Raw genomic sequence first — 20,712 nt, forward strand, 5'->3', positions numbered from 1 at the left:
TGGGGTGGCTGGGGTGAAGGATCTGCGGGACCTTGCGTTGTTGCGGCGGGTGAAGGACCGGATCGATCGGGAGTACGCGCAGCCGTTGGACGTCGAGGCGCTGGCGCGTGGGGTGAACATGTCGGCGGGACACCTGAGCCGGCAGTTCAAGCTTGCGTACGGCGAGGCGCCGTACAGCTATCTGATGACGCGGCGGATCGAGCGCGCGATGGCGCTGCTGCGGATCGGCGAGCTGAGTGTGACCGACATCTGCTTCGCGGTCGGCTGCTCATCGCTCGGGACCTTCAGCACCCGGTTCACCGAGCTCGTCGGCGTACCGCCCAGCGTGTACCGGGAGCAGGAGGAGGCGCGCTCGACGGAGGGCATCCCGGCGTGCCTGGCGAAACAGGTCACCAGACCGATCAGGAATCGAGAAGCGCCGCCCACCGAGCGACAACTAGCGTGAGCGACATGGACATCACCATTCAGCAGACCTACTTACCGCACAACGATCCGGACGCCGCCGTGGCCTTCTACCGCGACGTCCTCGGCTTCGAGGTCCGTATGGACGTCGGGTACGAGGGGAAGCGCTGGATCACCGTCGGCCCGGTCGGCCAGCCCGTGTCGATCGTGCTCTACCCGCCGGACGCCACCCCGGGTCTCACCGACGACGAGCTCCGCACGGTCGTCGAGATGATGGCCAAGGGCACCTACGCCAGCATCAACCTGGGAACCCCCGATCTCGACGCCACGTTCGCGAAGATCGAGGCGACCGACGCCGAGGTGGTTCAGGAGCCGACCGACCAGCCGTACGGTGTCCGGGACTGCGCGTTCCGTGACCCCTCGGGCAACATGATCCGCATCGCTCAGAAGGCCGGCTGACCGCAGCTTCCCCGAGTTGAGGCGCGAGAACCCCGCGCCTCAGCCGGGCGCGCCGCGATCGCCGACAGCAGAACCGGAACCGACCTCGGCGAGCCGGAAGAACGCCGCGAAGCTGGTTAAATCGAGCCACGCGCCGATGGGGGGCCAGACACGCGGTCCCCGCCCCACAGATGGAGACCCACGATGACGACCAAGGCCACGAGGAAGACGGCATCGTCGCCTGCGCCGCACGCCGCCGACAGCCACGACCTGATCCGCGTCCAGGGTGCGCGCGAGAACAACCTCAAGGACATCAGCATCGAGATCCCCAAGCGCCGGCTGACGGTGTTCACCGGGGTGTCCGGCTCGGGGAAGAGCTCGCTGGTGTTCGGCACGATCGCCGCGGAGTCGCAGCGGATGATCAACGAGACCTACAGCGCGTTCCTGCAGGGCTTCATGCCGAATCTGTCGCGCCCCGAGGTCGACATGCTGGACGGTCTGACCACGGCCATCATCGTGGACCAGGAGCGGATGGGCGCGAACCCCCGCTCGACCGTGGGCACCGCCACCGACGCCAGCGCGATGCTGCGGATCCTGTTCAGCCGGCTCGCCAAGCCGCACATCGGCCCGCCGACGGCCTACTCGTTCAACGTCCCGAAGCGTACGGCGACCGGCTCGATGGTCGCCGACAAGGGCCACGGCGAGAAGACCGTGGTGCGCAACGCGGTCTACCACGGCGGTATGTGCCCGCGGTGTGAGGGCATGGGTGCGGTCACCGACTTCGACCTGACCGCGCTGTACGACGACAGCAAGTCGCTGAACGAGGGCGCGCTGACGATCCCCGGCTACAGCATGGAGGGCTGGTACGGCCGGATCTTCCGTGGCTGCGGATACTTCAACCCGGACAAGCCGATCAAGAAGTACACCAAGAAGGAACTGCACGACCTGCTCTACCGGGAGCCGACCAAGATCAAGGTCGAGGGCATCAACCTGACCTACTCGGGCCTGATCCCGCAGATCCAGAAGTCGTTCCTGTCCAAGGACGTCGACGCGATGCAGCCGCACATCCGCGCCTTCGTCGAGCGGGCAGTGACGTTCCAGACCTGCCCGGACTGTGACGGCACCCGGCTCAGCAAGGAAGCGCTCGCGTCGAAGATCAAGGGCAAGAACATCGCCGATCTCAGCAAGCTGCAGATCAGCGACCTCGCCGAATGGATCCGCGATCTCGACGAGCCGTCGGTGGCCCCGCTGCTCGCCGGCCTGCAGCACCTGCTCGACTCGTTCGCGGAGATCGGCCTCGGCTACCTCTCGCTCGACCGGCCGGCCGGCACGCTGTCCGGGGGAGAGGCGCAGCGCACCAAGATGATCCGTCATCTCGGCTCGTCGCTCACCGACGTCACCTATGTCTTCGACGAGCCGACGATCGGCCTGCACCCGCACGACATCGAGCGGATGAACAAGCTGCTGCTGCAGCTGCGCGACAAGGGCAACACCGTGCTGGTCGTCGAGCACAAGCCGGAGACGATCGCGATCGGCGACCACGTCGTCGACCTCGGCCCGGGCGCCGGCGCGGCCGGCGGCACGGTCTGCTTCGAGGGCACCGTCGACGGACTGCGGAAGAGTGACACCACCACCGGCCGCCACATCGACGACCGCGCGAAGCTCAAGGAATCGGTCCGTTCGTCCGACGGCCAGCTCGAGGTCCGCGGCGCGTCGACGAACAACCTGCAGAACGTGAACGTCGACATCCCGCTCGGAATGCTCTGCGTCATCACGGGTGTCGCCGGCTCCGGCAAGAGCTCGCTGATCCACGGCTCGGTGGCCGACCGCGAAGGCGTCGTGGTGATCGACCAGGCTGCGATTCGTGGCTCGCGTCGAAGCAACCCAGCGACGTACACCGGACTGCTCGACCCGATCCGTAAGGCGTTCGCCAAGGCCAACGGCGTGAAGCCGGCCCTGTTCAGCTCCAACTCCGAGGGTGCCTGCCCGACCTGCAACGGCGCTGGCATCATCTACACCGACCTGGGTGTGATGGCGACCGTCGAGTCGACCTGTGAGGAGTGCGAAGGCAGGCGGTTCCAGGCGTCGGTGCTCGAGTACACGTTCGGCGGCCGGAACATCGCCGAAGTACTCGCGATGTCCGTGAGCGAGGCCGAGGAGTTCTTCGAGGACGGCGAGGCTCGTACGCCGGCCGCCCACAAGATCCTCGACCGGATGGCTGACGTCGGGCTCGGTTACCTCACGCTCGGCCAGCCCTTGACCACGCTGTCCGGTGGTGAGCGGCAGCGGTTGAAGCTGGCCACTCAGATGGCCGAGAAGGGTGACACCTACATCCTCGACGAGCCGACCACCGGCCTCCACCTCGCCGACGTCGAGCAACTGCTCGGTCTGCTCGACCGGTTGGTCGATTCCGGCAAGTCGGTCATCGTCATCGAGCACCACCAGGCCGTCATGGCGCACGCCGACTGGATCATCGACCTCGGCCCGGGCGCCGGGCACGACGGCGGCCACGTCGTCTTCGAAGGCACCCCGGCCGACCTCGTCGCCGCCAAGTCCACCCTCACTGGCGAACACCTGGCGTCGTACGTCGCGTAAGAGGTTGACCCTGACGCAGGGTCAACCTCCCAGCATGGTCGGCATGACCACAACAACCAATGCGATCGGCGCCGACCTGAGCTGGCAGCTCCACAGCACGCTTCCAGCCGACTACCGGGCTGGGTTTCTGGTTCACTGGCGGGCATGGGGCTAAGCAGTCGGATCGTCAGCGTGCCGGACGGGCCGCTGGCTCGGATCTGGACTGCGGAATGCGACAGTCCGACCGCCTTCAGTTCGCTCGCCGCGGTCGGTCCGGGGATCGGGTGTGCGCGGATCGGCGGGCGCTGGGCGGTGCACCTTCGCGGGCCGGCGACGAAGGCGACTCCAGCGATCTGCTCGGCTGACTCGGAGTACTTCGGTGCTGACTTCCGCCTGGGGGCGTACCTGCCGATGTTCCTGCCCAGCCGGCTGATCGATTTCCAGGACGCGGTGCTGCCGTCCCTGCCGGACGGCCGGATTCTGCTGGACGGACTGGCCTGGGAGATGCCGACCCCGCAGAACCTCGACGTCTTCGTCGACCGTCTCGAGCGCGCCGGTCTGCTGGTCTTCGATCCGCTGATCGACGAGTTGCGGCACGATGTCGCCGTACGCGGTCTGCCGGAACGAACGGCGCAGAGCCGGTTCGTGCGCGCGGTCGGCGTACCGCGGCGAACGCTGCAACTGATCGAGCGAGCGAGGCACGCGGTGCAGCTGTTGCGCGCGGGTGCGGCGATCGCGGACGTTGTCTCAGATGCGGGGTACTACGACCAGGCGCACCTGACCCGGCAGTTGCGCCGGTTGATCGGTCACACCCCGGCAGAGGTAGCGCGGGGGAGCGTGGTCCTGGGCTTGTGACCTGCGTTTCGGTACAAGACAGGCGCTGACCACGGTCGGTACGTTCCCCGCCATGAAGCTGATCGAATCGACGTACATCTCCCTTGACGGGATGGTTTCCGGCGAGAGTTTCTGGGGCGCTCAGATGAGCTTCCAGGATGACAACCACGTCGAGTACGCCGGGAAGCTGCTCGACTCCGCCGATGCACTGCTGCTCGGACGGGCAACCTACGAGGCCTTTGCCGGCTCCTGGCCGAGCCGGACCGGCGTACTGGCCGAGAAGCTCAACCCGCTGCCGAAGTACGTCGCCTCACGCACGCTGACCGACGCGACCTGGAACGCCGAGATCCTGCCCGGCGACGCCGTGGACGCGGTTGCCGAACTCAAAGCCTCTCGCGAAGGCACGCTACTCAAGTACGGCACCGGCTCTTTCAGCCGTGCGCTCCTGGAAGCCGGCCACCTCGACGAACTCCACCTCTGGCTCTTCCCCTTCATCGCCGGCTCCGGCGACACTCTGCTCCCCGAGCTCCCGACAACCCACCTCAACCTGGCCGAAGTAACCAAGGTCGGTAACGGCGTCGTAGTCCTCACGTACACACCTTGAAACGTAAGGTTGACGAGTGGCTGAGCCTGAGCTGATCGAGTCGACGGGGGATCGAGAGTGCGACCGGATCGCTCAGGGCGTGATCGGCATCTTCGAGACGGCCTTTCCCGGCAGGGTGCGCGGCTTCTATCTGCGTGGCAGTCATGCCAGCGGCACCAGCATTGACGGCAGTGACCTCGACCTGTTCATCGTGTTCAAAGACCGCTTCACCGACGGCGCCGAGTTTGACCGAGCCCGGGCCCTGAGCAACCACTGTGCCCGGCTCACACCGATGCTGCTGGAGGTGATCCTGGTCGGCGAACGTGGTCTTCGCCAACCCGACGGCGTCGGCGCTGCCCTGAACCTCAAGCTCGCCACGCGACTCCTGTACGGCGAGGACATCCGCCCGGACCTCCCGTCGTTCGACGCCGACACCTACGTCCGCTCCGTCGTACACACGCCGTACCTGAGCTACACCTTTCCGGTCCAGCGTCACAACGGCCCACTCGTCTATCCACTCGACCACATCGATCCTGACGGCCCGTTCTTCGGCTTCGACCAGTGCACGGACGGCGCCGATCAGCCCAGCACCAAGTTGCTCATCGCAACGGTCGGCTGGACAGCCACGGCGATCATCGCGCTCCACAGCGGCCAGTACGTCAGGGACAAAGCAGCATGCGTCGAGCTCTACCAGAAGCACGTCGCCGACCAATGGACCGACCTGGTCACCCAGGTGCACGACCTGTGTCGCAACCGCTGGCACTACCAGCTTCCGTCGCGCGCTGCCGACAGGCAGACCCTCCGCGACCTGTGCCACCGCACACTGGACTTCCAGAACCACTTCCTCGAGCTGTATCGGGAGTATCAGCTCGCCGAATTCGCATCTGGCGACTCTGACCGACAGCAACTCGCGTCCCAGCGATTGACGCAGGTCGTCTTCCCCTCATGACTCCTTCCGGGCCGGGTCCGGTGAGTCCGTTGCACCGGCCGACAGCAGTCGATCCGCCAGCACTCGACAGCGACTCCTGAGTTCCGGAGGGTCGAGCACCTCGAAGTCGTGCCCCAGCAGGAGCACATGCATGAGCGCGAAGTCGAGACTGCCGGCCCCGCTCAGCACCTCGCAGTGCTCACTCCCACGCGGCTGTACGACGGCCGCCGACGCCGGAATCTGCGCACGCACCGTCTCGGCCGGGGCTTGCACGAGGAAGCGTGCCTGGTGCGGGTATACCCGACTCGCCACACCCTCCTGCACGAACGTCGCCGCATCGGGCGCCTCGCGCGGCCGGAAGCGCCAGGTCCGGGCAGCTACCTCGCTCATTCGGTCGACGCGGAAGCTCCGCCAGTCGTCGCGATCAAGGTCGTAGGAGAAGAGGTACCAGCGCCGGTCCGAGGCGACCAGGCGATACGGCTCGACCCGGCGCCGTCGTACCTCGCTCCCGGACGGGTAGTCGAAGTCAGCTTCTACCTCGTCGCGGCAGGCTCTGACCAGCGTCATGAGTACGTCGGGGTCGATCGTCGTACGGCTTCCGCTCATGGACTCCACCGAGCCGGAGAGCGCGCGCACCAAGCTCCGCAGCCGGATGGGCAGCACCCGGTCGAGCTTGGTCAGCGCCCGCACCGCGGCATCGCCGGCCCCGGCCACCGCGCCACCTGCGCCGGCGAGCAGCGAGACCGCCGTGGCGATCGCCTCTTCGTCGTCGAGAAGCAGCGGCGGCAGATCCTGACCCGGGCCGAGTTGGTACCCGCCGCCGACGCCCTGGCTGGCGTGCACCGGGTAGCCGAGTGTGCGAAGACGCTCGACGTCCCGCCGTACCGTGCGTGGCGTGACGCCGAGCCGGTCGGCGAGTTCGGGGCCGGTCCAGACCTGGCGCTGCTGCAGGAGGCCGAGCAGGGTGAGGACCCGCTCCGTCGTACCCCGCTCATCACCGCCCATGCGACCAGCCTGCCAGAGATAGCGGACCGAGTCTGTCCGCTAGGGGTGCGAGAGTGGTCGTAACGAACCCGAGGACGAATGGAGCACTCCGATGAGCCGGCAGATCCAGGTCACCTTCGACGCCCACGACCCGCGAGCGCTGTCGTACTTCTGGCGCGACGTGCTGGGCTACGTCCACCCCGGCCCGCCCGGCGTCGAGGTGCCGGAGGGCACCGACCCGCTGGACGCGTGGGACGAGTTCCTCGAGCAGATCGGCGCACCGGAGGAGGAGCGCAACTCGAGATCAGCCATCGAGGACCCGGACGGGGAGGGCCCGCGGGTGTTCTTCCAGCAGGTGCCGGAAGACAAGGTCGCCAAGAACCGCGTCCACCTCGATGTCCGTGCGGCCCCCGGACTACAGGGAGACGAGCGGATGGCGGCGCTCGAGGCCGAGTGCGATCGACTCGTCGCGCTGGGAGCGAAGCGCGTACGCCGCTTCGATCCCGCCCCACCCATGGCCTTCGGCACCATCACGATGACCGACCCCGAGGGCAACGAGTTCTGCCTGGACTAACCGACTCGCCGGGCGAACAGGCCGGCGTTCAGGAAGTCGGGCCCGAAAGCGTCTTCGCGATCAGAGCGAACCGCGCGGAGTTCGATGAGGTCGAGCGGGGCGAAGATCTCGGCGAGGTCGTCGAGTGAGAACGCCATACCGCCTTCCGTATCGCCGGTCCTGACGATCTGGTCGTCGCCCGGCGTCTCCATCCGCTCGGCCGCGAACGTGACGATCGCGAACCGCTGACCGATCATCGGCAACACCCGTTCGAGATAGGTGACGCGACGGTGCGGAGCGATGTGGTGGAAGCAGCCGGAGTCGTAGACCAGGTCGAACTGCCCGGCCGGCAGAGGGTCACGCAGTACGTCGGCCGCAGTCAGCGTCACCGACTCCGGCATGGTCGCCCGCACCTGCTCCAGCAAGCCTGCCGCCAGGTCGATGCCCTCCACCGTGGCGCCCTGCTCCGCGAACCACCTGCTGTTGCGTCCGGCACCACACCCGATATCCAGCACTCGGGCTCCGTCCAGGCTCCCCAGAAGGCCACGCTCGTACCAATCAACCAGCGCCTCATCCGGCAACTGAGTAGCCAGCGGATGCCCCGGCCTCGTCAGCAACTCAGCCCAGAACTCGGCTGCCGCTCCGGCCGTCCGATCCCCACGCTCACTGCCTTCCACCAGCTCGTCGAGCAGCGCGAACAACTGCTCCACGGTGTGCATACGGCCAGCCACGTCAGCGGACTCGGTCGTAGATGAGGGACAGCGTTCCGTGCTCGCCTGCGGTCTGGGTGGTGAGGCTCCATTGGGCGGTGGGGAGGCCGTCGTCGAAGAGGCGGGGACCGGCGCCGAGGAAGATCGGGAAGATCGTCAGGGCCAGGCGGTCGACCAGGTCGGCCGCGAGCAGGGCCTTGATGACGCTTGCGCTGGAGAGGACGAGGATGTCGCCGCTCCCGGTCGCCTTGAGGTCCGCGACCACGTCGGCAGTTGGATTGTCGACAATCGACGTACGCTCCCACGGCGCTTCGTCGAGGGTGGAGGACAGGACCACTTTGTCGGTGTCGACGAGCCACTGCGCGAATCTCTCGTCACGCGGGTCGGCGCCGTCCATGCCGATGACGGTGGGCCAGAAACCAAGGAATCCTTCGGCGTTCACCCGCCCGAGCAGCGCGGTCGTGGCCGGTTCCCAGAGGCTGGTCAGGTGGTCGCGGGCGACGTCGGTGACGGCGTACGGCATCACCCAACTCATGTCCAGCGGGTCCGGCTTGGCGTAGTGGCCGTCGATGGACAGGCTCATGTTGGTGACGACTCTGCGGCCGTCGGTCTGCTCGCTCACTTCGGGCTCCTCATATCGGTGTCGTGCTCGGTGTCGCGCTCGGCGGTGTCCGCGGCTAGGGCCGCTGCGAGCTTGTCGAGGCTCTGGCCGAAGCCGATCTCGATGCCCGCGACGGCGTCCGCGGAGTCGACTGTGCTGTTGGTAATCCGGAACTGGACGTCGAGGTCCGTACCGGTGTCGGCGGGCCGCAGGTCGAAGTCGACGCACGCGGTAAACGCGACGCCGCCGTCCGGCAGTCCGGGGGAGAGGTGATACGAGAGGTGTTCACCGGGGCGTACGTCGTCAACAGAGCCGTCCCCGCGTCCGGCCACCAGATCAGAGTCGTCGGCATCCTCGGCATCGCGGTACTCGAGGACGATCCGCCCACCCGGTCGCGCCTCGAAGACGAGCTCGGAGACGCGAAGGTCGTCGGGCGTCCACCATCGCTCGAGCAGCGATCCTTCGGTCAGGTGCCGCCAAACCAACTCGCGGTCCGCGTCCAGCGACCGACGGAACCCGAACGTGCGTCCGTCAGCCCACCCCGACTCCTCCGCAGCGAGGCGCTCCGCGTGGAGGCTGAGCCCGTACCGGTCGTAGGTCTCGCGTGAGCCGCCGCCCTGCTCCACGGTGTCGGCGAGCTGGGCGAGCGCAGCCGCCAGGTCCCGTAGGGGAGCGGGCTCAAGCGCATAGATTCGGCGCTGTCCGGTGCGCTGGGAGGTCACGATGCCTGCCCGCTCGAGGGTCTGCAGGTGCTTGGTCGTCTGCGGCTGCCGCGCATCCGCAAGCTGCGCGAGTACGCCGACCGACCGAGGCCGCTCTGCCAACAGCCCCACCAGCCGCCACCGAGCCGGATCCGCCAACGCGCTGAGCAATTCGTCCATGGACAGAAGTATTCACTGCACAGAATATTCGCGTCAAGGAATAAGTTGGGTGGGATGATCAGCGGTGTGACTGCGGCAGAGGAACTCGTCCTGGACTACGACCCGGTCTGGAGGTCCGAGTTCCTGGAGTTGGGCAACGAGCTCCGGCGGGCGTTGGGCACGGCAGCACTGAGAATCGACCACATCGGATCGACGGCTGTTCCCGGGCTGGCCGCCAAGCCGATCGTTGACGTCCAGATCTCCGTCCCCAGCCTGGAGCCCGTTGATGGCTATCGGCCCGCCATCGAGTCCTGCGGATTCGAATGGCAAGCGGACAACCCGGAGCTGACCAAGCGCTACTTCCGGGAGGTGCCACCGCGGAAGCGCACCCACCTGCATGTCCGGCGCGGTGGGAGTTTCGATGAGCAGTTCGCGCTGCTCTTTCGCGACTACCTGCGGGCGCACCATGAGCGAGCAACTGCGTACGCGGCGGTCAAACGCTCCGTCGCCCATCTGCTCGTCACGGATCGCTCCGCCTACGTGGATGCCAAGGGTCCGTTCATCTGGGAAATGATCAGGGAAGCGGATGAATGGGCGCAGCGGACCGGCTGGGAACCCGGCCCCAGCGACGCCTGACCTCACAGCTGTCGCGCGGCTCCGGAAACGGGGGAGTTGAGGGGCGGGCGACCCAGAGCCCACACCTGCGTAGCGCGGCGTGGGATTGCCGGCGCTCTAGCGGGGAGTCAGTACACAGAACTCGTTACCGTCGGGATCGGCCATGACCACCCAGCTGACATCGCCCTGGCCGATGTCGAGTCGAGTCGCTCCGAGGGAGATGAGACGCTCGACCTCCGCTTGCTGATCACCGTCGGCAGGTGGCGCGAGGTCGAAATGCAGCCGGTTCTTCCCTGTCTTCGGGTCCACCGGCGGACCGCCCCAGGTAATCTTCGGACCGCCGTGCGGCGAGCGGATCGCGGTCTCCTCGTCCTGGTCCCAGACCAGCGGCCAGTCCAGAGCCTTGCTCCAGAAGTACCCGACCTCCTGCGAACCGTCGGACGCGAGCGCCCCGATGAACCCGCAGTCGGCCAGGAAGTTGTTGCCCGGCTCAATGACGCAGAACTCATTGCCTTCAGGGTCGGCGAGCACCACATGAAGCTCTTCCGGCAGCTGACCGATGTCGATGTGCTTGCCGCCGAGTTCGAGCGCCCGCGCGACCGTCTGCTGCTGCTCCTCGAGGGACTGACTCGTCAGATCGAAGTGCATCTGATTCTGACCGGTCTTCTCCTCCTGACTCGGGAGAAACCGCAGCCGGAAGCCAGTGTCATCACTCGGCAGAAGCGCGATGTCGTCGTGCGGACCGTCGGCCAACTCCCACCCCAGAACACCACCCCAGAACCGCGCCAGCCCGACCGGGTCGTGCGCATCAAACGAGAGCGCAAAAAGCTGAGAAGTCATCCGCTCCACATCTCCGATCAGGGCACGTCCGGCCCACGACGACTGCAACGTAAGCCGCCCAGAGCCCGCGACGCAACGCGATTAACTCGATACGCGATGCTCTAGCGGTAGCTGAGTCGCACCGCACCATCAGCAGCCGACCGTCGATCAGTGGTGGAGACTGCGTGCGACACTCGCGGACGGCGAAGGACGAGGTGATCGGAGCAACATGATGGAGCCCCCGTCAGGTCTCGTCAGTGACTTCGACTTCCATCCCGACGAACAACATGTGCGCCAGTTTCAGATCCCACCGGCAGGTGTGTTGCGCTTCGACGAGGAGGTATTCGTCAGTGAAGCCGAGTCGGGCGGGATCGTTCTTCGTCACTATGCGTTTCGCGACGAATGGTTCAAGGTCAACGTGACCATCGATCGCGCAGGGGCGGTCGTGGAGCCCGAACTCTCGCCGACGATCGTCAGATCCTTTGCTTACAACTGCGACATCGCGACGCCGATGCAGGTAGGCCCTGGAGCTGTCTATGCGACTGATCTGTTCGTGGATGTCCTGGTTCGGGAGGACGGGGTTCGTCACGAGGTCGTCGACCTGGACGAGTTCGACCAGGCTGTAGCCGACGGGCTTGTCTCACGCAACGAAGCGAGACAAGCAAGATCCGGACTGGATCGGCTAGTTGCCCTAATCAACAGTCGTCAGTTGTTCGCATACTTGCACTCGGCTTGTCCATTCGGTCCGTCTACTGCCGAGGCGATGTTGCCGGTGTTGCAGGCCCCGTTGGACTCTGTGCCAGCTGTTCAACCTGGCCGACGACCAACCTGGTAGGCGACGTACGGCGGCTTGGACATCCGTAGGATCTCGTCATGGCTCTCGACTGGACGCATGCGTTCCCGGCCGCAGTTGCCGACCGCGTCGCGGATGCAGCGATCCAACTGCCGCCGGCGGACTTCGAGAATTCGGGGTTGGTGAATGCGAGCCATTCACGTCACTGGCCGGCGGTCGTCGTCGAGGGACAGACGGTCCAAGTTCCGTACCGGATGTACAACCCGACACTCACGACGCAGGCCCTGGCTGCGCTACCTGAAGCCGCTCGGCCGGTCCTGGCTTGCATGTACTCGCGCCACTCCGACGGTCGAGTTCGACAGACGGCTGCACGGGTTCTCCTCAGCTGCCGCGAGTCGTTCGTCGCGCCGTACATCGTTCAATTGCTGGGGGAGTACGTCGTACAGATCGCTCTCGACGTCGCGGATGCCATCGATGAACTTGCCGGCGCCGAGTTGCTCGCCCTGCTCGTCTCATTCGGTCGGGAGAATCCCCAGTTCATCACGCTCACACGGGAGCGTGCCCGCAGCTACTGGTCTGAGTACTACCGACGCGACTTTCCAGCGATGCAGGACTATCCAGCGCTCGTGGCGCTCGCCGCATTGTCGACGAGTGCAGCTGAGGTCGTCGACGGTTAAGTTGTCGTGTGGCTTCCGATGGATGCTCCGAGTGCGGCTACAACTTCGAATGGAATCGGACGAAGCTCGTGGCGAGGTGTGACGGCTTCCCGGTGGTGTTGAAGAACATGCTGGCGGCGGATGCGGACTGCGTACGACGACGTCCGGCGGCCGAGGTCTGGGCACCTATCGAGTACGCCGCGCACGTGGGGGAGGCCGTGGGATGGTATGCCGGTCGCATCAGGCGCGTCCTCGACGAGGATCATCCGCAGCTCGAGTCATTCGACTTCGACGCCGCAGCTGAGAAAGGCGAGTACCTCCACCGCAGCGTCAGCGAGGTTGTGGCTGACGTCCGCACGGCATATCGCGAGGTGGCCGACATCGCGCGCACGGTGAGCGGCAACCAATCGTGTCTCGGCCAGCAGGCCGGATAGCGTGCCGTCGCGTGAGGCGGGATGAGGCACGGAGCATGGTGGCGGCGTTGGCTAGTGGGCGGGCACGATGGTTAGCGGAGACCGTGCCGGCGTTGCAGGCCGAGGGAGTCTGGCTGGTTGGTTCACTCGGGTCCGGAAGGGACGATGAGTGGAGTGATGTGGACATCGTCGTTGTCGGCGGAGAGCGTGTGCTCGGCGAGACGCTGCTGACCCTCGAGATGCCGGACAACGGACCGGTCGACGGTGGGTATGTCGGGGCGATGTACGACGTTGGGCCTCTGCCGCTGTGGGTCGACTGGTATTGGTGGCCGTCGGGCGCGCCGCTACCCCGAGAATCTCGGCTACTGGCCGGTGCCGGCACAGCTGGGAGCCTCGACCTGTCGGAGACGCTCGAGCTGGTGGGCCGAGGTCTGCCGGGGCCTGCACCGGACCCCGACGTGTTCGCCCTTGCCATGCTTCCGTTGGCGGCGAAGCACGTCGCTCGAGGCGATCTGGCGAAGGCCGCGGCGATGGCGTCGATGCTGAATGCGCCCTCCGACGTCGGAGTCGGTGCCGGGCTGTCCGTCGTACTCTCGCGGGTTGAAGGACACCAGGCAGCTTCTGATGCGGTTCGTCGCTATTTGGACGTTGTGCGGGCTGTCGCTGGACCGGGTCCTTGGAAGTGCTGATGCAACTCGCCCGCTTGAACCGGCAGCGCCGGGAGTTGACGGGGGAGTGGCGTCGACTCGATGGACTCGAGGCCAGCCGCAAATAGACCTGCGCTTGCGGGGACGGGTGCGGCATCATCGGCGGCATGAGTGATGGCCCCTACGTTCGGATGCAGGTCGAGTATCGGGGACGCCTGGGCGTCGAAGTGGGTGTCTTTGTCGCGGTCGATCATCTCCGGCGAGCGGGTCGACTGTCTCCGGCCGAAGAGACGCGCTACTTCGACATCGACGACTGGTTCAACGAGAACCTACCCAACCCGGACTTCTACGCCGACGGGAACAGTGTCGGTGCAGTGACCTGGTTCAGGCCGCCGATCCGGCCCGACATGCAGGAGCTCATCAACGAACTGTGTGGGATTCTGACGGCCCACGGCGTTGCCTACCACCGGGTGACCTCGGACGAACCCGGCACAGTCATCTACGAAGACGAGTTCCAAGTCGGCGTGGTCCCACACGTGCGTGGCGAGCCGACGCCACTGGCGACAGGGATCACGCTGGCGCCGACGACGGCGGGTTCCAAGCGGGCGGTCGCCGAGTCCAGCGTTCGCCACGTGCTCTTGGATGCCGACGGCGTCCTGCAAGACCTGCCCGGCGGCTGGTACGCGGCCATGGAGCCGTATCTCGGCGACAGGGCCCGTGAGTTCCTCCACAAGACCTGGTCTGACGAGCTACCGATGCTCGCCGGCCGCGGCGACTACATGCCGGTTCTCGCGGCGACACTCCAGAACTACGGCGTGGTCACACCGGTGGCCGACGTGTACGCCGCGGTCTGGAAGAACATCGCGATCATCGAGGAATCGATCGGGATCGTGCGAGCACTCAAGCAGAACGGATACGGCGTCCACCTGGGAACGAACCAGGAACGCTACCGTGGCGCTCACATGCGGACAGCCCTTGGGTACGACGATCTGTTCGACGTGAGTTGTTATTCCTACGACCTCGGTGTTGCGAAACCCGACCCGGCGTTCTTCTCCCAGGCGGCGCGCCGGATCGGTGCCGACATCGAGACGATCCTGTTCATCGATGACAACGCACGCAACGTCGATGGTGCCCGGGCGGCCGGGATGCTCGCCGAGCAATGGGACTTCACGCAGGGCCACGACCTGCTGCTCGAACTCTTCTCGAAGCACGGGGTAGCCGCAACCATGACCGCCAGCAATCCGAGGCGGTAGTAGCGCCATCCACACCAGCCGGGTCCCTATGCGCACCTTCGTTCGAGGTCGTTGGCGAGGTGCAGAAGGGCGGGGATCATCGCGGGAATTCTCGCGGGCCGGCAGTGCACGCGCCAGCGCAGATTGGTTGATCTCGGCCACCACGCGCACGTCCGTCGTACGTTCAGGCACGGCGAATTGCCTATCACACGGGCAGATCCCGAATGGTTTGAGCTAGCAGAACAGGGAGTAGCTGCGGGGGAGTAGCCGACTGGATCGCGGGAAAATGAGGGCGTTAGCCGCGCACCAAGGCTGTAGTGTCCTGGGTCTATGTGGAGCGAAGTACGCCCGCCGACGGCGACTCACGTCCACGACGCCTTCGGTATCGAGGTGGGCGAGCTGCGGCCGCATCCGGGCGGGTTCGAAGCGGATGCGTTCACCGACGGGCGCTGGTTCGTGAAGCTTTGGCGTCAGCAGCCCGACAGCGACGCGGCATTGGCGCTGACCGCTGAGCTGGCGGCTCGGGGCATCCCCGTTCCTGCGGCGCAGCGAGCGCTCGACGGCTCGTACACCTCTGAGCACCATGGTCGGCGCTACGCGCTGTTCCCGTTCGTCGATGGCCGCCAGGCAACGTGGAACGACGCCGACGCCATCGCGCGGGCGATGAGCGCCGTTCACGAGATCGCAGACCTCGTCCTGCCCCGCACCGAGATAGACGAGTGGTGCATCGAGGTACTGCGCGACCGGCACGACCACCCTTGGATTGTCGACCGCCGTGGCGAGCTCATGGCCAACGTCGACCGGCTCGAAGCGGTGATCGACCGGGCCCGCGCGATCGACGTGCCGTACGTCGTGTGCCACCACGACCTGTTCCCTCACAACGTCCTCGTCGAGGACGGTCGCGTCGCGACGCTGCTCGACTGGGGTCACACGAGGCTGGCGCCGCGCGAGCACGATTTGTTCGCCGCCTTGTGCGGGCCTGACCCTGTGCGCTTCCTGCGTGCCTACGGCGCGGAGCGACTCGACCTCACCCACCTCGAGTACGCCCGGCTCGCCCGTTCGCTGCGCGACCTCGCAGTACGCATCTTCAACGAGGTCGACCTGGAGGGCGTCAACACGTGGGGCTTCGACGGGTTGCGTCGAGTCGACGCCGACCTCGCGCTCGCCCGACCATTCTGCGATCCCTGACCAGCACAAGACTGTTGCGCGAGACGCGCTCAGCGGGGATTGGTCACGACGTCCATCAATGCCCCCGGCCGGGACATGATCACTATCCGGAAGGAGATCGTCCGGAATGGGCTCTACAGTGCCGGGTATGACACAGAGATCGCAACGGATTGGCGGATGGTCGATGGCGTTGCGACGGCATGGTTCGGTCCGACTATGCGGACGTAGATTCGTCCGCACGACGTGCTTACGATCGGCGGCATGATGACGAGTGGCTACTCGATTCAGCCGTTGGCTGCTCACACGTGGGACGCGTTCGCCGGCCTGGTAGAGCGACACAACGGGATCTTCGGTGGGTGCTGGTGCATCTACTTCCACCCCGACTGTGCCGAGCGGGGGCAGGGTTACGACGGCAACCGCGCGCTGAAGAAACGGCTGGTCGAGGCCGGACAGGCTCATGCGGCGCTGGTCATGGTTGGCGATGAGGCGATCGCGTGGGCGGAGTACGGCACTCCGGATGAGCTGCCGACCATCCATCACCGCAAGCAGTACCTCGCCGAGGCCGATGTCATTCCCGACTACCGCATCACCTGCATCTTCGTCGACAAGCGCCACCGCGGACAGGGCTACGCCAAGGTGGCTCTGGCCGGTGCGCTCGATCTGATTGCAGCGCAAGGTGGCGGTGTGGTCGAGGGATACCCGCACGAGACCGGTGAGAAGAGGATGAGCAACTCCTTCGTCTACAACGGCACACGCACGATGTACGAGCAAGCCGGCTTCGGGTTCGTCCGCTCCAAGGGGATGAAGAACACCGTCATGCGCCGCACGATCCAGCCGGCCTGAACGTGCCCAACCGCCCGACCTGAGAAAGCTCACAACGATCGGCTCCTGACCTGCACGAACAGCTCTCAATCGCGCTCAGGCGGGAGTTCTTGCATCTACTGCGACTCCCGTGAGTTCTGCGCCGATAAGCGACATTATGTCAACTTACGCCGGCGCGGGTGCCTCAGCAGGGGCTTCCAGCGCTCCCCTGGGTGTCTGGATGTGGTTGAGGAAGAAGTCGCGGATGTCCTCGGCGAGTAGGTCCGGCACCTCCATTGCGGCGAAGTGGCCGCCGCGCTCGAACTCCGACCAGTGCCTGATGTCGAACAGACGTTCGGCCAGCGGTCGCACCGACTGGGTGATGTCATGCGGGAGCACCGCGACGCCCACCGGAACTGGGCACGGCTCGATGCCTCGTGGAGCATCGTGGTGCAGCCGGGCCGAGGATGCCGCGGTGGCCGTCAGCCAGTACAGCGAGATGTCGGTGAGCATCCGGTCGTCACTGATCTGCGAGCTGGGGTCCGTCCACTGTGCGAAGCGCTCGGCGATCCAGGCCAGCTGGCCGACCGGCGAGTCGGTCAGTGCGCAGCCGATGGTCTGTGGTGTGGCGGCCAGCAGAGCCTGGTACGGCGGACGATTCGCCATCAGCTGCCTGACTTTGTCCAGTCGGGCCTCATCTGTCGCGGACAGTTCGATGTCGGCGTCCGGGACCGGCCGGGACGGCAGGTAGTTGACGTGCACCCCGACGACCTGCCCGGGTGCCACTGCGCCGAGCGCCATCGAGATGCCCGAGCCGAAGTCGCCACCCTGTGCGCCGTAGCGCTCGTACCCGAGCCGGCGCATCAGCTCGGCCCAGGCGCGCGCGACCCGGACGATATCCCAGCCGCGCTCGTGGGTCGGCCCGGAGAAGCCGTACCCCGGGATGGACGGGATCACCAGGTGGAAGTCGCGCGACAGCGGCTCGATCATGTCGAGGAACTCCAGGAACGAACCAGGCCAGCCGTGCGTGAGGATCAGCGCCAGCGCGTCCGGGTTCGACGACCGGACGTGGACGAAGTGGATGTTCTGGCCCTCGATCTCGGTGGTGAAATGCGGTAGCTCGTTGAGCTTGGCCTCGTGCTCGCGCCAGTCGTAGCCGGTGCGCCAGAACTCGGCCAGTTCCTTGAGCCGCGCCAGCGGGAATCCGTAGTCCCAGCCGGCGTCGGCCACCTCGTTGGGCCAACGGGTGCGGGCGAGCCGGTCGGTCAGGTCGTCGAGGTCGGCCTGGGGGATGTCGATGCGGAACGGCGTGATCATGGTCGTGAACTCCAGGGGATTCATGCGGCGCCCAAATGTTTGGACGACCAACGTTGGCTCCCCCAACGATAGCACAATCGTTGGTACTCCCAATGATCCCTTCCGCGACCCGCTACCGGGAGACCGCGTAGCGGAGGTAGAGGACGCCGTTGGTGAAGTGGCGTTCGTCGAGGAGCTCGAGATCCACGGTCACACCGTCCGGGAAGAACCTGTTGCCGCCGCCAACGATCGCCGGACCGACGTACAGCTGGTACTCGTCGACAAGTCCGGCCCGGATCGCCTGTGCTGCCAGATGCGGACCGTCGACCGTGATGTCCAGCTCCGACTCAGCTTTCAGCGCGCGTACGGCGTCCGGGTCGAAGGTCCGTTCGATCCGGGTTCGCTCGCTGGCAACCTGACGCAGTGTCGTGGAATAGACGATCTTCTCGGTCGCCTGCCAGATCCTCGCGTAGTCCTTGATGTACTGCGGCTGGTCCGGCACGGTGTGTGCGGTTTCCCAGTAGACCATCGTCTCGTACATCCGCCGGCCGTACAGATACGTGCCGATCCCCCGGCTCAGTTCGCTGACGAACTCGTGTGACTCCTCCTCCGGCGCTCCCCACCCGAAGTTTCCTTCCCGGTCACTGACATAGCCGTCCAGTGAGGTGATCATCGAGTAGATCAGCTTGCCCATCACGGCCTCCCGAGGTTGTCCCTGCACCACAGCGTGCACTCCCCCGACGCATGCGGTCCAATGCCAATCTCTCCGCTGATTCATAGACAGCATCGATGCGTGTCGTCGGTACGACGGCCCAGAACTGCTGATGGTGACCCCGGAGGCAAAGTAGCTGCCCCGAGTCCGCGTGACGGTTAGAATCGCTCTGAATGGACGGCTGGCGTTCGCGGGCCGGTTCCTTGAATTTTCGTTGGAGAGGCTGCTCATGGCGGATGGCGTCTGGGGTCGGGTGCATCGCGACCTACCCGGCCGGCGGGGCACGCGCTGACACGGTAGGTACGGACGTGTCGTCGCGTGCTGCGCAGGTCTGCAGCAATGCGATGCTGCCGGGAGCTTCCTGATCGCGGGGAGCCTTGCCCTGTGGCCAATTGGCGGGCATGGCAGTCGTGAGAACGCTGCCAGCTCCGCCGGGCATCCTTGATCCTGCCGTGTCGCAGAAGGTCATTTGCCAGCTTCGACACCACGGCGCAGACAGCCTTCATGTAGTCGAACCTGGCACCGCTGCGACCCTGCGAAGGTGTCATGTACCCCCACGAAGCTCAACGCCGCATCGTCATCACCGGGATGGCTGGATCCGGGAAATCCACGTTCTCCCGGGCACTTGCGGTCAAGTCCGGCCTGCCGCTCATTCATCTGGACCTCCAGTTCTGGAAGGCGGGCTGGACCGAACCGTCGGAGGCCGAGTGGCGCGAGAAACAACGCGGCCTCCTGGCCGGTGACGCGTGGATCGCCGATGGCAACTACACCGAGACGCTCGATCTCCGGCTCGAACGCGCCGACACCGTCGTGGTCCTGGCCACGCCGTGGTGGCGGTGCGCGGGACGCGCGTTGCTGCGCGGCTGCCGAATGCCGGACACGCTGCCTGAAGGATGTGAGTACTCGGCCTGGCAACGGTTGCGCGATGAATGGCGCCTCATCCCGGTCATCTGGCGGAACCGGCGCGCGAAACTCGAACGCGAGCAAGCGATCATTGCCCGACACGGGCAACACGCGACCCGGCACGTGCTCAAGTCCAAACGGGCGATCAGGGAATTCCTCGACGGGTCAGTCGACGTCGCGGGGAGGGGACACGGAGATGGAAGCAACTGAGGCGCGGCGTGCGGTGGCTGCGGCGATGTCGACCGCCTCAGAACTCGACTTGGCCGTCGACGACGCGATCGTTCTCAGCGACTCCAACCGACTCGTCATCCGCATGACGCCATGCGACATCGTCGCCCGAGTCACGCCCATGACGCATTTCGCAAGCGCAGAGCGAGAAGTTGAACTCGTGAGACGGCTAGCGCAGTTGGACAGCCCGGTCGCCGCGCTCGAGGCTCGGGTCGAACCACGCGTCTTCGTGCATGACGGGTTCAAGATCGCCCTGTGGGCCTACTTCGAACCTGTGCAGTCTCGAATGCTTCCGCCGGCCGAGTACGCGCAGGCGCTCGCACGTCTTCATGCCGGCCTGCGGCGGATCGAGGTCACGACGCCACACTTCATGGATCGAGTGGCTGCTACTCAACGAGACGTTGCCAGCCGTGACGTCACTCCCGATCTCGCGGATACGGACCGGGCGCTGCTCGCCAATACGCTGCGCGATCTGGGGCGATCAATCGTCAACCGGCGCGGCGCCGAACAGCTGCTGCACGGCGAGCCGCACCCGGGGAACATCCTCAACACGAAGAACGGGCCGCTCTTCATCGACTTCGAAAACACCGCCCGCGGGCCTGTCGAGTACGACCTGGCTTGGGTGCCCAGCGAGGTCAGCCGGCACTATCCCGACGCTGACAAAGATTTGGTCGGCGAGTGCAGGGGGGTCGTACTCGCGATCGTCGCAGCGCATCGCTGGAGTCTCAACGACCAACACCCGAGCGGCAGAGAATCGGGAGTGGCGTTCCTTCGCGTTCTGCGGGAGGGTCCGCCATGGCCGGCGCTCGACGATGTCGTCTGGTAGAGCGCCCTGGCGCTGGATGGCGTGCCGAGCAACGGTGCACCGCAGCCTGCAACGAGCCTCGAAGTGCCGTTGAAGGCCGGGTAGCCGACGTTACTTTGCACTTCGGGTCAGCTTCGGGAGTTCTGGGCCTACGACAA

24 protein-coding genes are annotated in these 20,712 nt (G+C 65.9%); 17 read left to right on the forward strand and 7 right to left on the reverse strand.

The window, feature by feature from the left end; translation table 11 throughout:
• The first annotated feature begins 4 nt into the window (after positions 1 to 4).
• From EV652_RS19940 to EV652_RS19965, 6 genes are all read left to right on the forward strand, one after another.
• Positions 5 to 445: a helix-turn-helix transcriptional regulator gene (locus EV652_RS19940; RefSeq protein ID WP_199238280.1), complete on the forward strand. Its 441-nt coding sequence runs from the start codon at positions 5 to 7 to the stop codon at positions 443 to 445.
• 5 nt (positions 446 to 450) lie between these two features.
• Complete coding sequence (locus EV652_RS19945) at positions 451 to 861, forward strand: VOC family protein (protein ID WP_132210664.1); 411 nt, start codon at positions 451 to 453, stop codon at positions 859 to 861.
• A gap of 183 nt (positions 862 to 1,044) precedes the next feature.
• On the forward strand, positions 1,045 to 3,435 hold the full coding sequence (locus EV652_RS19950) for an ATP-binding cassette domain-containing protein (protein ID WP_132210665.1): 2,391 nt from the start codon (positions 1,045 to 1,047) through the stop codon (positions 3,433 to 3,435).
• 144 nt (positions 3,436 to 3,579) lie between these two features.
• On the forward strand, positions 3,580 to 4,269 hold the full coding sequence (locus tag EV652_RS19955) for an AraC family transcriptional regulator (RefSeq protein ID WP_132210666.1): 690 nt from the start codon (positions 3,580 to 3,582) through the stop codon (positions 4,267 to 4,269).
• 52 nt (positions 4,270 to 4,321) lie between these two features.
• Positions 4,322 to 4,852, forward strand: coding sequence for a dihydrofolate reductase family protein (locus tag EV652_RS19960; protein WP_132210667.1), 531 nt, complete (start codon positions 4,322 to 4,324; stop codon positions 4,850 to 4,852).
• A gap of 16 nt (positions 4,853 to 4,868) precedes the next feature.
• A complete protein-coding gene (locus EV652_RS19965; RefSeq protein WP_132210668.1) occupies positions 4,869 to 5,780 on the forward strand; it encodes a nucleotidyltransferase domain-containing protein in 912 nt (303 codons plus the stop codon).
• Here the strand turns inward: EV652_RS19965 and EV652_RS19970 are convergent.
• Positions 5,775 to 6,764, reverse strand: coding sequence for a helix-turn-helix transcriptional regulator (locus EV652_RS19970; protein ID WP_132210669.1), 990 nt, complete (start codon positions 6,762 to 6,764; stop codon positions 5,775 to 5,777). The two genes, EV652_RS19965 and EV652_RS19970, sit on opposite strands and share 6 nt — an antisense overlap.
• A gap of 91 nt (positions 6,765 to 6,855) precedes the next feature.
• Between EV652_RS19970 and EV652_RS19975 the strand changes: the two genes are divergently transcribed.
• Positions 6,856 to 7,317 (forward strand): VOC family protein, encoded by a 462-nt coding sequence (locus EV652_RS19975; RefSeq protein ID WP_132210670.1) that lies wholly within the window; start codon positions 6,856 to 6,858, stop codon positions 7,315 to 7,317.
• Here the strand turns inward: EV652_RS19975 and EV652_RS19980 are convergent.
• From EV652_RS19980 to EV652_RS19990, 3 genes are read right to left on the reverse strand one after another with little or no spacing between them, the layout of a single operon-like run.
• Positions 7,314 to 8,015: a class I SAM-dependent methyltransferase gene (locus tag EV652_RS19980; protein WP_132210671.1), complete on the reverse strand. Its 702-nt coding sequence runs from the start codon at positions 8,013 to 8,015 to the stop codon at positions 7,314 to 7,316. The two genes, EV652_RS19975 and EV652_RS19980, sit on opposite strands and share 4 nt — an antisense overlap.
• A 13-nt stretch (positions 8,016 to 8,028) precedes the next feature.
• The gene (locus tag EV652_RS19985) at positions 8,029 to 8,628 is read right to left on the reverse strand and encodes a dihydrofolate reductase family protein (RefSeq protein ID WP_132210672.1); all 600 of its coding nucleotides are present in this window, start codon (positions 8,626 to 8,628) and stop codon (positions 8,029 to 8,031) included.
• The gene (locus tag EV652_RS19990) at positions 8,625 to 9,488 is read right to left on the reverse strand and encodes a metalloregulator ArsR/SmtB family transcription factor (RefSeq protein WP_132210673.1); all 864 of its coding nucleotides are present in this window, start codon (positions 9,486 to 9,488) and stop codon (positions 8,625 to 8,627) included. The genes EV652_RS19985 and EV652_RS19990 overlap by 4 nt, the downstream gene beginning before the upstream one ends.
• A gap of 66 nt (positions 9,489 to 9,554) precedes the next feature.
• On the opposite strand from EV652_RS19990, the gene EV652_RS19995 reads away from it, so the two are divergent.
• On the forward strand, positions 9,555 to 10,103 hold the full coding sequence (locus EV652_RS19995; RefSeq protein ID WP_199238281.1) for a GrpB family protein: 549 nt from the start codon (positions 9,555 to 9,557) through the stop codon (positions 10,101 to 10,103).
• 96 nt (positions 10,104 to 10,199) lie between these two features.
• Here EV652_RS19995 and EV652_RS20000 read toward each other — a convergent pair whose 3' ends face one another.
• Entirely contained in the window at positions 10,200 to 10,922 is a 723-nt protein-coding gene (locus tag EV652_RS20000) for a VOC family protein (RefSeq protein ID WP_132210675.1), read from the reverse strand.
• Between the two features lie 208 nt (positions 10,923 to 11,130).
• On the opposite strand from EV652_RS20000, the gene EV652_RS20005 reads away from it, so the two are divergent.
• The 7 genes from EV652_RS20005 to EV652_RS20035 all read left to right on the forward strand — a co-directional run bounded on the left by EV652_RS20005 (position 11,131) and on the right by EV652_RS20035 (position 16,652).
• Complete coding sequence (locus EV652_RS20005; protein WP_132210676.1) at positions 11,131 to 11,736, forward strand: ribonuclease FAU-1 family protein; 606 nt, start codon at positions 11,131 to 11,133, stop codon at positions 11,734 to 11,736.
• Positions 11,737 to 11,774: 38 nt separating this feature from the next.
• The gene (locus EV652_RS20010) at positions 11,775 to 12,371 is read left to right on the forward strand and encodes a hypothetical protein (RefSeq protein WP_132210677.1); all 597 of its coding nucleotides are present in this window, start codon (positions 11,775 to 11,777) and stop codon (positions 12,369 to 12,371) included.
• Between the two features lie 98 nt (positions 12,372 to 12,469).
• Positions 12,470 to 12,784 carry a hypothetical protein gene (locus tag EV652_RS20015; RefSeq protein ID WP_132210678.1) on the forward strand — a complete coding sequence of 105 codons (315 nt, stop codon included), beginning with the start codon at positions 12,470 to 12,472 and terminating at the stop codon, positions 12,782 to 12,784.
• A gap of 158 nt (positions 12,785 to 12,942) precedes the next feature.
• Positions 12,943 to 13,452 carry a hypothetical protein gene (locus tag EV652_RS20020; protein ID WP_132210679.1) on the forward strand — a complete coding sequence of 170 codons (510 nt, stop codon included), beginning with the start codon at positions 12,943 to 12,945 and terminating at the stop codon, positions 13,450 to 13,452.
• Positions 13,453 to 13,577: 125 nt separating this feature from the next.
• Positions 13,578 to 14,663 (forward strand): HAD family hydrolase, encoded by a 1,086-nt coding sequence (locus EV652_RS20025; protein WP_242001868.1) that lies wholly within the window; start codon positions 13,578 to 13,580, stop codon positions 14,661 to 14,663.
• 309 nt (positions 14,664 to 14,972) lie between these two features.
• Positions 14,973 to 15,830, forward strand: a complete 858-nt coding sequence (locus EV652_RS20030; RefSeq protein ID WP_132210680.1) for a phosphotransferase enzyme family protein — start codon at positions 14,973 to 14,975, stop codon at positions 15,828 to 15,830.
• A gap of 240 nt (positions 15,831 to 16,070) precedes the next feature.
• Positions 16,071 to 16,652 carry a GNAT family N-acetyltransferase gene (locus EV652_RS20035; RefSeq protein WP_132210681.1) on the forward strand — a complete coding sequence of 194 codons (582 nt, stop codon included), beginning with the start codon at positions 16,071 to 16,073 and terminating at the stop codon, positions 16,650 to 16,652.
• A gap of 144 nt (positions 16,653 to 16,796) precedes the next feature.
• Here the strand turns inward: EV652_RS20035 and EV652_RS20040 are convergent, their stop codons facing one another.
• Positions 16,797 to 17,951, reverse strand: a complete 1,155-nt coding sequence (locus tag EV652_RS20040; RefSeq protein ID WP_242001869.1) for an epoxide hydrolase family protein — start codon at positions 17,949 to 17,951, stop codon at positions 16,797 to 16,799.
• An 88-nt stretch (positions 17,952 to 18,039) separates the two neighbouring features.
• Positions 18,040 to 18,600 carry a dihydrofolate reductase family protein gene (locus tag EV652_RS20045; RefSeq protein WP_132210682.1) on the reverse strand — a complete coding sequence of 187 codons (561 nt, stop codon included), beginning with the start codon at positions 18,598 to 18,600 and terminating at the stop codon, positions 18,040 to 18,042.
• A gap of 564 nt (positions 18,601 to 19,164) precedes the next feature.
• Here EV652_RS20045 and EV652_RS20050 point away from each other — a divergent pair.
• Positions 19,165 to 19,731: a P-loop NTPase family protein gene (locus EV652_RS20050; RefSeq protein WP_132210683.1), complete on the forward strand. Its 567-nt coding sequence runs from the start codon at positions 19,165 to 19,167 to the stop codon at positions 19,729 to 19,731.
• A complete protein-coding gene (locus tag EV652_RS20055; RefSeq protein ID WP_132210684.1) occupies positions 19,718 to 20,575 on the forward strand; it encodes an aminoglycoside phosphotransferase family protein in 858 nt (285 codons plus the stop codon). The genes EV652_RS20050 and EV652_RS20055 overlap by 14 nt, the downstream gene beginning before the upstream one ends.
• Positions 20,576 to 20,712: the final 137 nt, after the last annotated feature.

Source organism: Kribbella steppae, from assembly GCF_004342025.1.
In the GTDB taxonomy this organism is placed as follows: Bacteria; Actinomycetota; Actinomycetes; order Propionibacteriales; family Kribbellaceae; genus Kribbella; species Kribbella steppae.

What these genes read in the sequence shown, in the direction of transcription:
- EV652_RS19945 (WP_132210664.1), top strand. Translation starts at nt 451, where the DNA reads ATGGACATCACCATTCAGCAGACCTACTTACCGCACAACGATCCGGAC.
- EV652_RS19950 (WP_132210665.1), top strand. Translation starts at nt 1,045, where the DNA reads ATGACGACCAAGGCCACGAGGAAGACGGCATCGTCGCCTGCGCCGCAC.
- EV652_RS19955 (WP_132210666.1), top strand. Translation starts at nt 3,580, where the DNA reads ATGGGGCTAAGCAGTCGGATCGTCAGCGTGCCGGACGGGCCGCTGGCT.
- EV652_RS19960 (WP_132210667.1), top strand. Translation starts at nt 4,322, where the DNA reads ATGAAGCTGATCGAATCGACGTACATCTCCCTTGACGGGATGGTTTCC.
- EV652_RS19970 (WP_132210669.1), bottom strand. Translation starts at nt 6,764, where the DNA reads ATGGGCGGTGATGAGCGGGGTACGACGGAGCGGGTCCTCACCCTGCTC.
- EV652_RS19975 (WP_132210670.1), top strand. Translation starts at nt 6,856, where the DNA reads ATGAGCCGGCAGATCCAGGTCACCTTCGACGCCCACGACCCGCGAGCG.
- EV652_RS19980 (WP_132210671.1), bottom strand. Translation starts at nt 8,015, where the DNA reads ATGCACACCGTGGAGCAGTTGTTCGCGCTGCTCGACGAGCTGGTGGAA.
- EV652_RS19990 (WP_132210673.1), bottom strand. Translation starts at nt 9,488, where the DNA reads ATGGACGAATTGCTCAGCGCGTTGGCGGATCCGGCTCGGTGGCGGCTG.
- EV652_RS20000 (WP_132210675.1), bottom strand. Translation starts at nt 10,922, where the DNA reads ATGACTTCTCAGCTTTTTGCGCTCTCGTTTGATGCGCACGACCCGGTC.
- EV652_RS20005 (WP_132210676.1), top strand. Translation starts at nt 11,131, where the DNA reads ATGATGGAGCCCCCGTCAGGTCTCGTCAGTGACTTCGACTTCCATCCC.
- EV652_RS20010 (WP_132210677.1), top strand. Translation starts at nt 11,775, where the DNA reads ATGGCTCTCGACTGGACGCATGCGTTCCCGGCCGCAGTTGCCGACCGC.
- EV652_RS20025 (WP_242001868.1), top strand. Translation starts at nt 13,578, where the DNA reads ATGAGTGATGGCCCCTACGTTCGGATGCAGGTCGAGTATCGGGGACGC.
- EV652_RS20030 (WP_132210680.1), top strand. Translation starts at nt 14,973, where the DNA reads ATGTGGAGCGAAGTACGCCCGCCGACGGCGACTCACGTCCACGACGCC.
- EV652_RS20035 (WP_132210681.1), top strand. Translation starts at nt 16,071, where the DNA reads ATGATGACGAGTGGCTACTCGATTCAGCCGTTGGCTGCTCACACGTGG.
- EV652_RS20040 (WP_242001869.1), bottom strand. Translation starts at nt 17,951, where the DNA reads ATGAATCCCCTGGAGTTCACGACCATGATCACGCCGTTCCGCATCGAC.
- EV652_RS20045 (WP_132210682.1), bottom strand. Translation starts at nt 18,600, where the DNA reads ATGGGCAAGCTGATCTACTCGATGATCACCTCACTGGACGGCTATGTC.
- EV652_RS20050 (WP_132210683.1), top strand. Translation starts at nt 19,165, where the DNA reads ATGTACCCCCACGAAGCTCAACGCCGCATCGTCATCACCGGGATGGCT.
- EV652_RS20055 (WP_132210684.1), top strand. Translation starts at nt 19,718, where the DNA reads ATGGAAGCAACTGAGGCGCGGCGTGCGGTGGCTGCGGCGATGTCGACC.